Here is a 13689-nt window from a genome sequence, read left to right as displayed (position 1 = left end):
TCAAAATTAGCTTTGTCAGCAGGCAAAGATAGAAAGATTTGACACTAACTGTTGTTAGGTAATTATGATGTTGGTTGAAGAGAAAGACGCATTAAAACTGAAGCTGAAAGAGGTTTTCGGCTACGGCCACTTCCGGGGTAATCAGGAAACTATCATCCGGAATCTGCTGGAAGGAAGAAATACGTTCGTAATAATGCCCACAGGTGCCGGCAAGTCGCTGTGTTACCAGTTGCCCGCTTTGCTGCTGGATGGCCTTGCCGTGGTTATCTCCCCCCTTATTGCCCTGATGAAAAACCAGGTTGACCAGCTAAATGCCTATGGTGTTAATGCCCGCTTTCTTAACTCCACCTTGTCAAAAGGCGAAATAACACGGCTCAAAAAAGATGCCTTGGCCGGCACGGTTAAGTTGCTGTATGTAGCACCTGAATCGCTTACTAAAGAGGAAAACATTGAATTCCTTAAAAAAGTAAAAGTTTCGTTTGTTGCCATAGACGAAGCCCATTGTATATCCGAATGGGGCCATGACTTCCGGCCGGAGTACCGCAGGATAAAGTCTATGATTCAGCAACTGGGTGATTTACCCATCATGGCCCTTACAGCCACGGCAACACCCAAAGTACAGATTGACATCCAGAAAAACCTGCAGATGGAAGATGCTGATGTATTCATCAGCTCCTTCAACCGCAAGAACCTGTACTACGAAGTGCGCCCAAAGAAGGAAACCAAGAAACAACTCATTAAATTTCTGCGCGATAACCGGGGCAAATCGGGCATTGTGTATTGCCTCAGCCGCAAAAAGGTTGAGGAAATCGCCAACCTGATTTCAGTAAATGGATTTAAAGCAGCACCCTACCATGCCGGACTGGATCCGGATGTTCGGGAAAAAAATCAGGATGCTTTTCTCAACGAAGAAATCGACATTATAGTAGCCACCATTGCCTTCGGCATGGGCATTGATAAACCCGATGTTCGGTTTGTGGTTCATTATGATGTGCCCAAATCGCTGGAGGGCTACTATCAGGAAACGGGCCGCTCCGGCCGTGACGGTCTGGAAGGCCACTGCCTTATGTTTTACAGCCATAACGACCTGAACAAACTGGAAAAATTTAATAAAGACAAATCCGTGCAGGAGCGCGAAAACGCCCGCATCCTGCTACAGGAAATGGAATACTATGCCGAGTCACCCGTGTGCCGCAGGCGCCAGCTGCTGCACTACTTCGGTGAAGAATTTACCGAAGACAACTGCGGCATGTGCGATAACTGCGTGCACCCGAGAGAACGTTTTGATGGCATGGAGTACGTAAAAATGGTGTTGCAAGCCGTTAAACAAACCAACGAACGTTTCGGGCTTAATCACCTTGTAAACGTTATCCGTGGTATTGAGGACGAATACGTTAAAAGTTATGCCCATTTTGACCTGGCTATTTACGGTAAAGGTGGCGATGAAGATGCCGACTTTTGGAAGTCCGTTATCCGGCAGGCACTTATTTATCAATACCTGGAAAAAGACATCGAAAACATCGGTGCCCTGAAACTCTCGAAAAAAGGAGAAGCCTTTTTGAAAAAGCCGCACGCCATAGAACTGGCCCGCGATCATGACTTTACCACCGACCTGGAAGATGAGGAAGTATCCAGCGAGCGCGCACCCGTTAACGCCAAAGCGTATGACGATAAGCTGTTTGAAATGCTTAAAACGCTTCGGAAAAAAATTGCCAAGGAACGCAACCTCCCTCCCTATGTAATCTTTCAGGATCCTTCACTGGAAGAAATGGCCACCACCTACCCCACCACCAAAGAAGACCTGGCCCAGGTAAACGGTGTAGGCATGGGCAAGGTGAACAAATTTGGCAAAGAGTTTTTGGAAGTGATTCAGAAATACGTTGAAGACAACGACATTGAAACAGCCACCGAAGTGGTCGTAAAGTCATCGGTTAACAAATCCAAAACAAAAATCTTCATCATTCAGCAAATCGATAAAAAAGTTGACCTGGAAGAAATTGCCGAAATGGCCAACCTGAGTTTTGAAGAACTGCTTACCGAAATTGAAAACATCAGCTACTCCGGAACAAAACTTAACCTGAATTATTATATTGATCAGGTGCTTGACGCCCACAAGTTGGACGATATTCACGATTATTTCATGAATGCCGAAACCGACAGCCTGGAAGCCGCACTGAATGACGACTCGCTGGCCGATTATACCGAAGAGGAAATCAGGCTGGCCCGCCTGGCCTTTATGAGCGAGTACGCCCATTAACCATCGGCACTAAAGCCTGCTTGAATTTTACAGGGGTTTGCCCATCTTTGGGGCCTTTATGAAGTCACTCAACATTTTGCTTATCGGTAATGGCGGCCGCGAACATGCCCTGGCCTGGAAAATTAAGCAAAGCCGGCTGTGCGGTGCCCTGTTTGTAGCTCCGGGCAATGCGGGTACAGCCGCCATCGCACAAAACATTTCCATAGCGGTTGATGATTTTGAAAAGCTTGGCAATTTCTGTAAAGAAACCGGTATTGATTTATTGGTGACAGGTCCTGAATTGCCTCTGGTAAAAGGCCTGCGAGATTATTTTGCATCCGACCCGGAGCTTAAAAAGATACCGCTCTTGGGGCCGGGCAAAGCCGGAGCCCGGCTGGAAGGCAGCAAGGATTTTTCCAAGCAGTTCATGCTCCGGCATACTATCCCGACAGCCAAAGCAAAAACATTTAATGCCGGTGAAACGCAGCAGGCACTGGCTTACATTAATCAGTGCAAGCCGCCCATCGTCCTTAAGGCCGATGGCCTGGCAGCCGGTAAAGGGGTAATCATTACTGAGGATAAAGAAGAAGCCGGACGGGAAATAACCGCTATGCTAAGTGGGGGAAAATTCGGTGAAGCTGGCAGGAAAGTACTGATTGAAGAGTTTTTAAAAGGAATTGAACTTTCAGTTTTTGTACTCACCGATGGAAAGGATTACGTCATCCTTCCGGAAGCCAAAGACTACAAACGCATTGGCGATGGCGACACCGGTCCCAACACAGGCGGCATGGGTGCAGTATCGCCCGTTGTTTTTGCCGATGCTGTCTTTATGCGCAAGGTAGAAGAACAGGTTGTAAAGCCAACCATCCACGGACTTCAGCAGGAAGGCATTGATTACCGCGGGTTCATTTTCATCGGTCTGATGAATGTTGGCGGTAATCCCTACGTTATAGAATACAATGTTCGTATGGGCGACCCTGAAACACAGGCCGTAATGCCCCGGATTAAAAACGATCTGGTTGAATTACTATTAGCTGCCGCAACCGGTAACCTGAAAAACCACACCGTTGAAATCGATCAGCAAAGTGCCGTTACCGTAGTGATGGCGTCTGGCGGATACCCCGGAGATTTTGAAAAAGGAAAAGAAATTACCGGATTAAACACAGCAACCGAGGCACTGGTATTTCATGCTGGCACCCAGGCTGCCAACAACCATGTACTTACAAACGGAGGCCGCGTGTTGGCCGTTACCGGAATGAATATGGATGTTTCAATTGCCAGGCAAAAAGCATACAAGGAAGTTACCCGGCTAAACTGGGAAGGTGTGTATTATAGAAAAGACATCGGATTGGATTTACTAACTTTAAGAGAAAAAATAGAGCATGAATACACGCGTAAGGAGGAGTAAGTCAAAATCGAAGGAAGTCATAAAAAAAAACGAGAGCACATCGCCCCCCAAAAAAACAGGGTTTCTTGCCAAAAAGTATTTTGGTAAACTCGTCAGGGGGTTAGACGGACTGGAGTACCAGAGAGCAACACGTTATGAGTGGTCTTGATATTTTGGTTGACCTGGCTGAAGGAAAAACTGGTATTGACATCCATTTGGATGGAAACAACCTGTATGTATCCGTCATATCTGAAATTGAATTACTTGGATGGCATAAAATTACTCTAAAACAGAAGTCTTTCTTTCAAACACTTCTTCGGGATTGCTTTATTGTCGGTTTAACAAAACCCGTAAAGGAATTGGTTATCGAATTGAAACAGAAACAAAAAATCAGATTGCCTGATTCTGTGATTGCAGCCAGTGCAATACATCTGGATATACCCTTGATTACGCGCGACAGGGAATTTAGTAAAATTAAAGGTTTATCGCTCAGGCTTATTCAATAGTACTCCTATGGGCTGCGCATGTACATCAGGTAAAGGAACGAAGGTTGCAGGGTGCAACAACAACGGTATGTGCCTTACGGGGGGTTGTAACAAAATGAACGTGTTCGATTGGCTCTCGAACATGGAGATGCCCCGCGAAGATCGTTTCGATGTTATTGAGGTACGGTTTAAAAACGGCCGGAAAGATTACTTCCGCAATCCCGATAAACTCACCCTCGTTACGGGCGATGCCGTTGTGGTAGAGGCACAAACCGGCCATCACATCGGCTATGTGTCGCTGCAGGGCGAGCTCGTCAGGCTGCAGATGCAGAAAAAGAAAATCGCCAACGACAGCGACATCAAAAAAATTTACCGACTGGCCCATACCAAAGACCTGGAGAAATTTGAGGAAGTAAAAAAACGCGAGTTGCCCACCCTGTACCGCACGCGCGAAATCATCCGCGATTTGAAACTTCAGATGAAGCTTTCCGACATCGAATACCAGGCCGACAATACGAAAGCCACTTTTTACTACTCGGCCGAAGATCGGGTAGACTTCCGTGAACTGATCCGCATCCTGGCGGGCGAATTCAAAATACGGGTGGAGATGCGCCAGATTAGCTTACGGCAGGAAGCCGGGCGCCTGGGCGGCATCGGGGTTTGCGGGCGTGAACTGTGCTGCTCCACCTGGCTCAGCGATTTTAAAAACGTGGCCACCAGCGCAGCACGCTATCAAAATTTATCACTCAACCCCAGCAAACTTTCCGGCCAGTGCGGAAGGCTGAAATGCTGCCTTAACTACGAGTTGGAAACCTACATGGATGCCCTGCGCGACATACCCAAAATAGAAGCCCCCTTGCTTACCGAACAAGGCGAAGCACGCCTTCAGAAAACCGACATCTTCCGTAAAATTATGTGGTTCGGCTACCGCGAAGACAACACCTGGTACCCGCTGAACGTAGAGCGGGTAAACCAGATACTGGAAATGAACAAAGCCGGTAAAAAACCAGCCACCCTGCAGGCCGATGAAGTGGAGGCAAAGATTCCTGTAGCCACGCTGAACAGCGACCTGGCCCAACTCGACAAAAAATTCAGCAGCAAGAGCAAAAAGAAAAAGAAGAAAAAACGCAACCGTGGTAACCGCAATAACCGCAACAACGAACCACGCAAACAAGGATGAGAAATTTTGTAATGCTAATTTTATCTCTGACTATTGCCGGCTGCGACTCTTCACGGCTTTATGAAAAAAACCACGACTTCACCCACCGCTTGTGGACGACAGGCGAGCAGCCCCGGTTTGATTTTGAAATTACCGACAACACGCAGCCCTACAACCTGTACCTTACCGTACGGAACGAGTCGGTTTACCCATATGCCAACCTATACGTTACCTGGCATTTGCTGGACTCAGCCGGTCGTGAATTGCACCAAAAACTAATCACCGAATTTTTGTTCGATAAAAAAACCGGCAAGCCGCTGGGCCAAAGCGGCATTGGCGATATCTACGACCACCGCTTTCTGTTACTCGGTAAACATACGTTTCCGTATAGCGGCCGTTATGCCATGCGGTTCGAACAATTTATGCGCACCGATACGCTGAAAGGCGTGCGGGCGGTGGGTTTAAGGGTTGAGAAAAATTTAGCAGATTAAATAATTATAGGGCTGAGGGCCTTCGCAAGCTCAGGACTCCGAGAACTTAAAACTCTACTCTCTCTGTAAACAAATGTGGCATCTCTTACACAAATAAGTTGATAAAAAATAAGGCATTGGAAACCCCAATGCCTTATACCGTTATACCCTATAACCTAACCCTTCTCAGGCCGTAACCGGCACTTTCTTTACCTCGGTTGGTTTTTCTTCTTCCTTTTTATCCAGGTCAATGATAATGGGCGCGGCAATGAACACCGAAGAATACGTTCCCACTACTATACCTACCAGCAAGGCAAACGAGAATCCACGCAACACCTCACCACCAAAAATCAGCAAAGTAATTACCACAAGTAAGGTAGTACCGGCTGTAATGATGGTACGCGACAGCGTGTCGTTAATGGCATCGTTTACGATTTTCTTTTTATCGTGCGAAGTGCCCAACCCGATGTATTCGCGTATCCGGTCGAAAATGATCACCGTATCGTTAATGGAATACCCGATAATGGTAAGTACGGCAGCCACAAACACCTGGTCAATTTCAAAGCTGATACCGAAGAAATTAGCAATGGCAAAGGCCGCGAATACAAATAAGGTATCATGCAATGTAGCCACAATGGCACCGGTACTGAACTGCCATTTTCTGAACCGGATGAGAATGTAAATGAAGATGGCCACCACCGAAAACAAGCTGGCTTCCCAGGCTGAGTTCTTGATATCATCCGCTACTGTTGCTCCTACCTTTGAGGAACTGGAAATAGTAAAGCGGCTGTCGTTAAGTTGCGAATCCTGGTCAACATACTGCTTGCCGGTAATTTTTTCCAGCCCGGCAATCAGCGTTTGCTTTACCTTTTCGTCCGCTGCATCGTTGTCATCATCAATCAGGTAGGAGGTAGTTACTTTAACAGTGCTGTTACTGCCGTAGTTTTTTACCTCAGTACCGGCATTTTTAAAGGCCTCACTTAACCCTACCTTCAGATTGGTAGCCACTACCGGCTGGTTAAACGACACAATGTAAGCGCGGCCACCTTTAAAATCCACACCCATATTCAGGCCTTTTACCAGCATCAGCGCAAGCCCGACAACAATCAGGGCCGATGAAATAATATAGGCCAGCTTACTGTTGCGCACAAATTCGAATTGTCTTCTTTTTTTAACAGCCCGTGCAATAAAGGTATCAAACGAAACCTTGCTCTCGTCACCTTTGCGGGTCATCCACTCTACGATTACGCGCGAAACATAAACGGCTGTGAAAAACGAAGTGGCGATACCCACCATCAGCGTAACGGCAAAGCCACGAATCGGCCCCTGCCCGAGCCACGCCAGGAACAATGCCGTGATCAGCGTGGTTAGGTTGGAGTCAAAAATCGTCCAGAAGGCGCGTTGATAGCCGGTTTTAACGGCATCTTTGAGTTTGCGGCCATGGAGCATTTCTTCTTTAATCCGCTCAAAGATGAGCACATTCGCATCTACGGCCATGCCCATTGTTAACACGATACCGGCCACACCGGGTAGGGTGAGTGAAGCATCAAGCTGCGCGAGAATACCCAGAATGAAAAAGATGTTGAACAGCAAGGCAATGTTGGCCACCCAGCCGCCTTTGGCATAATACATTACCATGAAAATAACAACAAGTGCAAGCCCCAGCACGGTTGAGATCAATCCCTGATCACGGGCCAGTTCACCCAGTGTGGGGCCCACAATTGCTTCCTCCACAATTTTAGTGGGTGCAGGCAGTGAACCGGCTTTTAAAATATTGGCCAGGTCTTTTGCTTCTTCTACGGTAAAGTTGCCGCTTATTTGTGAATTGCCGTTAGGGATTTCTCCGTTTACATACGGAGCACTGTACACGGTGTTATCCAACACGATGGCAATTCTTCCACGGGGTGATTTACTCGCGGCTTCGGCTGTCATCTTCGCCCAGATGCGTGTACCGGTGGCGTTCATGGTCATGCTAACAGCCGGCCGTGCGTACTCATCCAAATCCTGGCGTGCATCATTAATAACTTCACCGGTGAGTTTAGGCTTGCCACCCCGGCCCTGATCCAAAAAATAAAGCGAAAGAGCCTCGGTATTACCCAAATCTTTATCGGGCTTGTTGGCCCAGTACACGCCTACGTTACGGGGCAACAAGCTGCGTACATCGGCACGCCTGAAGATTCGGTTAATCTCGGCAGTGTCTTTGAGGCTGTACCGAAATGTTCCGGCCGGTGTGCTCCTGGCAAACAAAGGCGAAACATTCAGATTCTGAAGCGAGTCTAATCCGGATTTAGTCGTATCCGTTACCGAAGCAGTTTGCAATTGCTTTTCCAAATCGGTAAGAGTGGTATCGGAAGTTGCTTTGGTGTCGGATTTAACTTCTGTTGAAGCGGCTGTTTGCGTTAACGCCAGGCTTCGCTGTTCTTTGGCGAGCAGATCGTTAATGCTCATCAGTGAAGTAGAAATATCGTTGGGCTCCACCACATCCCAGAACTCAAGACGGGCAACGCCCTGCAACAGTTTACGCACACGGGCCGGGTTATCGGCACCCGGAATCTCAATCTGGATGCGGCCCGTGCCGGGCAGGCGTTGAATGTTGGGAGCCGAGGTTCCGAACTGGTCAAGGCGGTTTTTCAGGATGGTGTACGAGCGATCAATAGCACTTTCGATTTCCTGCTCCACCACTTCAATTACTTTTTCATCCGGATCGTTCAGGCTGATGCGGCCCCGGGTGGTGGTTGAGGCAAACACATGAGCCAGTTTGGCGTCCGGGTTATCTTCGCGGTACGATTCAAAAAACAGGCTGCTGAAACTTTTCTCACTGCTTTTTTGCTTTTGCTGTGCTTTTATCAATGCCTTCACAAAAGCTGAATCCTTATTGTTTCCGCTAAGGCCTTTAATGATATCAACCGGAGAAACTTCCAGGGTTACGTGCATGCCGCCCTGCAGATCGAGGCCCAGGCTTAGTTCGTTGTCTTTTACTTCCTTGTAGGTAAACTCAACGCCAAACAGGTTGTACACCGGTTTATTCCAAACCGAGTCCATGTAGGCCACTTTCTTGCCCAAATCAACAATGCCGTTGGCATCGGTGGCATAGGCGATGGCATTGCGCTGCACCCGTGTTGAAACCACGGTAAATGATAAATAGTAAAGACACAACGCAGCAATTACAACTGTTAATACAACTACAAATCCTTTGTTTTGCATACTAATTAATTCAATGTTTAAGGTTCAAGATTCTATGATAAGATCAGACTGAATACCGAACGGTGTTCAGTTAAAAATGATAAAAATATTCAGGGTGCGTTCGGGGAAATGACCACCCGAAAAAGGGTTCGATACAGTTTATCGAAAACACTGGTAATGGGAACCGCATCCGTGTGCTGATGTGAATCTTCCAGAAGAATTTCAAGAATAAACGCAAATTCCTGGTTGGTTTGCACCACCGAAGAAGAGGAGGGCAATGTAACCGAAGGCATGGAAATGAAGGCCGCCTCTTCCGACTGCTCCGTTTCAACGGCATTCACCGGCCTATCGGACAACCGGAAATAAAAAAGCTGACTAACCACAATGGCTAAAGCAATACCAACCCCGGTAATGAGGGTTATTGCGCGATATGGAGCCTGCCCTTTTTTCATGGGCTACAAAAGTAGAAAATTGCCTTGAATCTGAAAGAGGCTCCGCAAAATACCTACTTAGCTGCAATTCCGGCCAGTTTGGCCCTTAATGCCAGGGTAAGTACATCCAATGCACGTTCAACCTGGTGGTTATTGGGGATGACCAGATCGGCCTGATGTTTTAGTGGTTCAATAAGTTTTTCATAAACCGGCATTACATGGTGGTGGTACCGGTATAACACATCATCCAGACCGTAACCCCGCTCTTCATTATCGCGCATTATTCTACGGCTTAGCTTAACATAGTCTTTGGCCTCGATAAATATTTTCAAGTCCAATTCGTTAGCAATGTCTTCAAAATACTGTACAAACAAACCCTCCACTACCAAAAGAGGGGCCGTTTTAAACACCAGAGTTTTTGGTTCAACGCCCGGATTGTTGAATGTGTACTCCTTTTTTGTAAGCACCTCACCCCGTTTAAGTTTATTGATGTCGGCCACAAACTGGCGGTGATCGATCGCTTCGGGTAAATCAAAGTTTTTAACCCCGCGTTCATCCGTCTTTTGTTGATCACGCGGATGGTAATAATTATCCTGTGAGATTAAACACAACTCCGATTCGCTGAACCGTTTGGACAGGCCCGATAAAAAATAGGTCTTGCCCGATCCGCTGCCCCCGGTAATGCCGATGGTAAAAGGTTTGTTCATAGTAGCTGGTGGGACAAATTACCAAACGAAAAGTTACCGGGCATAATTTTTTTTCAGATGCTGCACGAGTTTCATCACCGCAATGCCCCGGTGGCTGATGGCGTTTTTTTCTTTCATCGTCATCTCAGCCAGTGTTGACGAGAAACCGGCCGGCTGAAAAATCGAGTCGTACCCAAAGCCATGGGCCCCCCTTGGTGTTTCAATTATCTTACCTTTTACAATACCTTCAAACAAAACAGGAACACCCGCATCCACCAGTGCTATTACACACCGGAATTGCGCATTCCGGTTTGGTTGTCCTTTAAGTCTTTGCAGCAACAGGTCAATATTATCCTGGCTGCTTCTGTGCTCGCCTGCATAGCGGGCAGAAAAGACCCCGGGCTCACCATTCAGGGATTCTACCTCCAGGCCGGTGTCATCGGCAAAGCAAGGGGTTTTAAATTTTTTAAAAACGTACTGCGCTTTCTGAAGAGCATTGCCTTCAATGGTATTTTGTGTTTCCGGTAATTCCTCTGCACAACCGATTTCTATCAATGAACGGATTTTGATGGAAGTACCAGTTAACTGCTGTACTTCCTCCAATTTATTCCGGTTATTGGTGGCAAAAACAATTGTTTTCACAGGCTAAACCGAAACAAGTTCGATCTCAAAAATAAGGTTTGAGTTTGCCGGAATACCCGGCAGCGCAATAGTTCCATAGCCGTAGCCCGATGGAATATACAGTGTTGCTTTTGTGCCCGCTTTTAACTGAGGCAACACAATTTGCCACCCAAGAATAAGGCTCTTTAACGGATAGGTTAACCCAATGGTGTTTACGTCAAACACAGTTCCATCCAATAACATGCCCGTATACTTAAACGTTATACTTGATTCCAAACAAGGCTTTGCGCCAGATCCTTCCAGTGTTATCATGTATCGAACACCGGTTGGATCCTGCACTGCGATAATACCTTCTCCATCAAGGTACGCATCAATAGCCGCAATATCCTGTTCGAGTTTTGCCTGGTTCACGGCATCCAGCCGCGATTGCGATACGCGGGTTGAGCAATCATCATCACTGCACCTAACCTGTAATGCCAAAAAACCTAAAAGAATAAACGCAACCCGCATGGTTAGTTGGCAATGTCAACCATCTCCAGTTCAAACACTAAAATGGAATTGGGTTTAATCACTGCGCTGCGTTGCTGCGGGCCATACGCGAGCGTTGATGGAATATAGAAAGTCCCCTTTGCTCCTTTATTCATGGTTTTTAACGCATCGTGCCAACCCTGTATTACACTGGATTGATCAATGGTTACTTCATAAGGGCCGTACGTGCGACCCGGGTCATAAAGATTTTTTTCCTCGGCAACCGATTGAATGCTGGAGTCGAAATACGGGCCGTTTAACAGGTAGCCGGTATAGTTTACCTTAACCGTTTGTCCGGACTTGGCCGTTTCGCCCGTTCCGGGTGAGGTAATAACATACCGCAAACCCGATGGCAGCGTATCGGCTTTAATACCCCTTTCATTCAGGTACGCATCAATTTTCCGTGTATCTCTTTTCAGTTGATTGATCAGGAAGTTATTCATCAGTTCCTGCTCGTAGGTCATGAATTTTTCGTTGTTCATAATTTCATTCACACGGAACTGGTAACGCATCATCAGGGTGCTGTCCAGGTTTTCGGGAATGGGCCTGCGGCTGAGTTTCTTGAAGAACTCGGAAATGGAGATATCCACCACAACACTATCCCCCTTTGAAAGTTGGCGCAGCATCTGGATGATGCCGTTCTCCTGAGGAATGGCGCTGCTGTCGTTAACCATGTAAGCAGAAGGAAAACCATTATCTATTGTGCTGGTCCATACCGAATCTTTTGAGTCGGTTAGGGCATAATCAAAAACCAGGATTTCCCCCACCCGGGCCCGCACGCCATCACCGCTTTTAATCACTTTATATTTAAGTCCGCTGGGTGTTTCTTTCACGTTTTCAGAACAACCTGCCAGCAAAGCGGCCAGGCAGCAAGCAAAAATTGCATTTCTCATGTAGTTGGATTTAATAGGAATAATCAGGTTAATACTCAGAATCATCGGCAGCAGTAAGCTGCGGTTTGTATTCGGGCAGCAAAGCTAAGAATTTTTGCGTAGTGGCCTGCAAGGAAAGTTTGCTGGAGCCGCCAGCAGCATTTTTATGTCCTCCTCCTTCAAAATATTTACGCGCCAGTTCATTCACTGAAAAGTTTCCGAGTGAGCGAAACGAGAGTTTAATTTCATCACTTCGTTCATATATCATTACCGACAGCCTGATGCCTTTTATGGAAAGACCGTAGTTTACAAAACCTTCGGTGTCACCGGTTTGGGAGCCGAAGCGCTTTAGTTCCTGCTGCGACAGGGTCATGTAAGCCGTGTTGAATTCGGGCAATACGATAAGCTTTTCGCTGAGTACAAAACCCATTAACCGAAGCCGATCCAGTGTATTGGTATCGTATATCAGTTTGGAAACTTTTGTCGGGTTGGCGCCCATTGAAACCAAATCAGAGGCAATCATAAACTCCTCGCGTCTGGTGTTGTTATGCCTGAAGCCACCCGTATCGGTCATCAGGCCGGCATACAGGCAATCGGCTATGGCTGGTGTAATTTTTTCGCGATGGCCCAGCTCGATTATCAACTCGTACACCAGGCCCGCGGTTGATGCAGCCTTCGGGTCCCACTGTTCAAAATCGGCAAAATGCTCCGGTTCCAGGTGGTGGTCAATCAACACTTTCTTTCCCGGTGATTTCCGAACGGCATCACCCAGGTTGTTGACGCGGTTCAACGATGAAAAATCGAGGCAAAAGATAATTTCAGCACTTTCAAAGTGGCGGATAATCGACTGTTTGTTCTTCTCTTCATCAATCAGCACGTTATCATTGCCGGGCATCCAGTGAAGAAAAGCAGGGTAATCGCTAGGTGTAATAACCTGTGCCGTGTGCCCGCAGTTGATAAGATAACCCCACAACCCTAGTGAAGAGCCCAGCGCATCGGCATCGGGTTTGTGGTGCGTAACGATAACCACCCTGCGCGGCTGGCTCATAAACTGCTTGAACACGCTTAAATTTTTCATTACCGGGTTTGGTGGCAAGGGGCAAAAATAAGGAGGAATTGCCGGATTTGAGTTTTTACCCGCACCGGGCGGATTTCATAGAATAACCCTTATTTTTGCGCCCGAAAAGTTGAAAACAGTAATACAATGGCAGGAAACAGAACATTTACCATGATTAAGCCCGATGCTGTATCGGCCGGCAACACCGGGGCAATTACCAAAATGATTGAAGAAGCAGGCTTTCGGATTGTAGCGATGAAAAAAACGTTGTTAACAAAAGAACGCGCGGGCCAGTTCTATGCCATCCATAAAGAGCGGCCGTTTTACAACGACCTGTGCAACTACATGTCGTCAGGGCCTATTGTGCCGATGATTCTGGAGAAAGAAAATGCCGTAGAAGATTTCAGAACACTTATTGGCTCAACCGATCCGCAAAAGGCTGCGCCCGGTACTATTCGCAACCTGTTTGCCAAATCCATCGAGGCGAATGCTATCCACGGCTCCGACAGTGATGCGAATGCGGAAATAGAGGGAAACTTTTTCTTTTCGAGACTGGAGCAGTTTTAAAATCGGT

Annotated in this window: 13 protein-coding genes; 6 read left to right on the top strand and 7 right to left on the bottom strand. The window is 47.1% G+C overall.

The genetic code is table 11. The annotated features are described in order from the left end of the window. Nucleotides 1–67: 67 nt before the first annotated feature. From recQ to HRU69_06545, 5 genes are all read left to right on the top strand, one after another. A complete protein-coding gene (gene recQ, locus HRU69_06565; GenBank protein ID QOI98847.1) occupies nucleotides 68–2257 on the top strand; it encodes a DNA helicase RecQ in 2190 nt (729 codons plus the stop codon). 58 nt (nucleotides 2258–2315) lie between these two features. After that, a complete protein-coding gene (purD, locus tag HRU69_06560) occupies nucleotides 2316–3644 on the top strand; it encodes a phosphoribosylamine--glycine ligase (protein ID QOI97172.1) in 1329 nt (442 codons plus the stop codon). A 134-nt stretch (nucleotides 3645–3778) separates the two neighbouring features. Further along, nucleotides 3779–4129: a type II toxin-antitoxin system VapC family toxin gene (locus HRU69_06555; GenBank protein ID QOI97171.1), complete on the top strand. Its 351-nt coding sequence runs from the start codon at nucleotides 3779–3781 to the stop codon at nucleotides 4127–4129. A 7-nt stretch (nucleotides 4130–4136) separates the two neighbouring features. Continuing rightward, nucleotides 4137–5288 carry a Signal peptidase-like protein gene (locus HRU69_06550; GenBank protein ID QOI97170.1) on the top strand — a complete coding sequence of 384 codons (1152 nt, stop codon included), beginning with the start codon at nucleotides 4137–4139 and terminating at the stop codon, nucleotides 5286–5288. Further along, nucleotides 5285–5758: a gliding motility lipoprotein GldH gene (locus HRU69_06545; protein ID QOI97169.1), complete on the top strand. Its 474-nt coding sequence runs from the start codon at nucleotides 5285–5287 to the stop codon at nucleotides 5756–5758. The genes HRU69_06550 and HRU69_06545 overlap by 4 nt, the downstream gene beginning before the upstream one ends. A gap of 165 nt (nucleotides 5759–5923) precedes the next feature. On the opposite strand, the gene secDF is transcribed toward HRU69_06545, so the two are convergent. The 7 genes from secDF to HRU69_06510 form a co-directional block, all read right to left on the bottom strand. Then, nucleotides 5924–8941: a protein translocase subunit SecDF gene (gene secDF, locus HRU69_06540; GenBank protein QOI97168.1), complete on the bottom strand. Its 3018-nt coding sequence runs from the start codon at nucleotides 8939–8941 to the stop codon at nucleotides 5924–5926. 89 nt (nucleotides 8942–9030) lie between these two features. Then, nucleotides 9031–9372 carry a hypothetical protein gene (locus HRU69_06535; protein QOI97167.1) on the bottom strand — a complete coding sequence of 114 codons (342 nt, stop codon included), beginning with the start codon at nucleotides 9370–9372 and terminating at the stop codon, nucleotides 9031–9033. A gap of 53 nt (nucleotides 9373–9425) precedes the next feature. Further along, complete coding sequence (locus HRU69_06530) at nucleotides 9426–10058, bottom strand: uridine kinase (protein QOI97166.1); 633 nt, start codon at nucleotides 10056–10058, stop codon at nucleotides 9426–9428. 33 nt (nucleotides 10059–10091) lie between these two features. Then, nucleotides 10092–10679 carry an RdgB/HAM1 family non-canonical purine NTP pyrophosphatase gene (gene rdgB, locus HRU69_06525; GenBank protein ID QOI97165.1) on the bottom strand — a complete coding sequence of 196 codons (588 nt, stop codon included), beginning with the start codon at nucleotides 10677–10679 and terminating at the stop codon, nucleotides 10092–10094. 3 nt (nucleotides 10680–10682) lie between these two features. Beyond that, nucleotides 10683–11168 carry an FKBP-type peptidyl-prolyl cis-trans isomerase gene (locus tag HRU69_06520; GenBank protein QOI97164.1) on the bottom strand — a complete coding sequence of 162 codons (486 nt, stop codon included), beginning with the start codon at nucleotides 11166–11168 and terminating at the stop codon, nucleotides 10683–10685. 2 nt (nucleotides 11169–11170) lie between these two features. After that, a complete protein-coding gene (locus HRU69_06515) occupies nucleotides 11171–12124 on the bottom strand; it encodes an FKBP-type peptidyl-prolyl cis-trans isomerase (GenBank protein QOI97163.1) in 954 nt (317 codons plus the stop codon). Further along, the gene (locus HRU69_06510; protein QOI97162.1) at nucleotides 12108–13136 is read right to left on the bottom strand and encodes a bifunctional oligoribonuclease/PAP phosphatase NrnA; all 1029 of its coding nucleotides are present in this window, start codon (nucleotides 13134–13136) and stop codon (nucleotides 12108–12110) included. The genes HRU69_06515 and HRU69_06510 overlap by 17 nt, the downstream gene beginning before the upstream one ends. Before the next feature lie 126 nt (nucleotides 13137–13262). Here HRU69_06510 and HRU69_06505 point away from each other — a divergent pair, with 126 nt between their 5' ends. Then, on the top strand, nucleotides 13263–13682 hold the full coding sequence (locus tag HRU69_06505; GenBank protein ID QOI97161.1) for a nucleoside-diphosphate kinase: 420 nt from the start codon (nucleotides 13263–13265) through the stop codon (nucleotides 13680–13682). Nucleotides 13683–13689: the final 7 nt, after the last annotated feature.

It is taken from the genome of Flammeovirgaceae bacterium, from assembly GCA_015180985.1.
In the GTDB taxonomy this organism is placed as follows: Bacteria; Bacteroidota; Bacteroidia; order Cytophagales; family Cyclobacteriaceae; genus UBA2336.
This window is presented reverse-complemented; position numbering and strand designations above follow the sequence as displayed.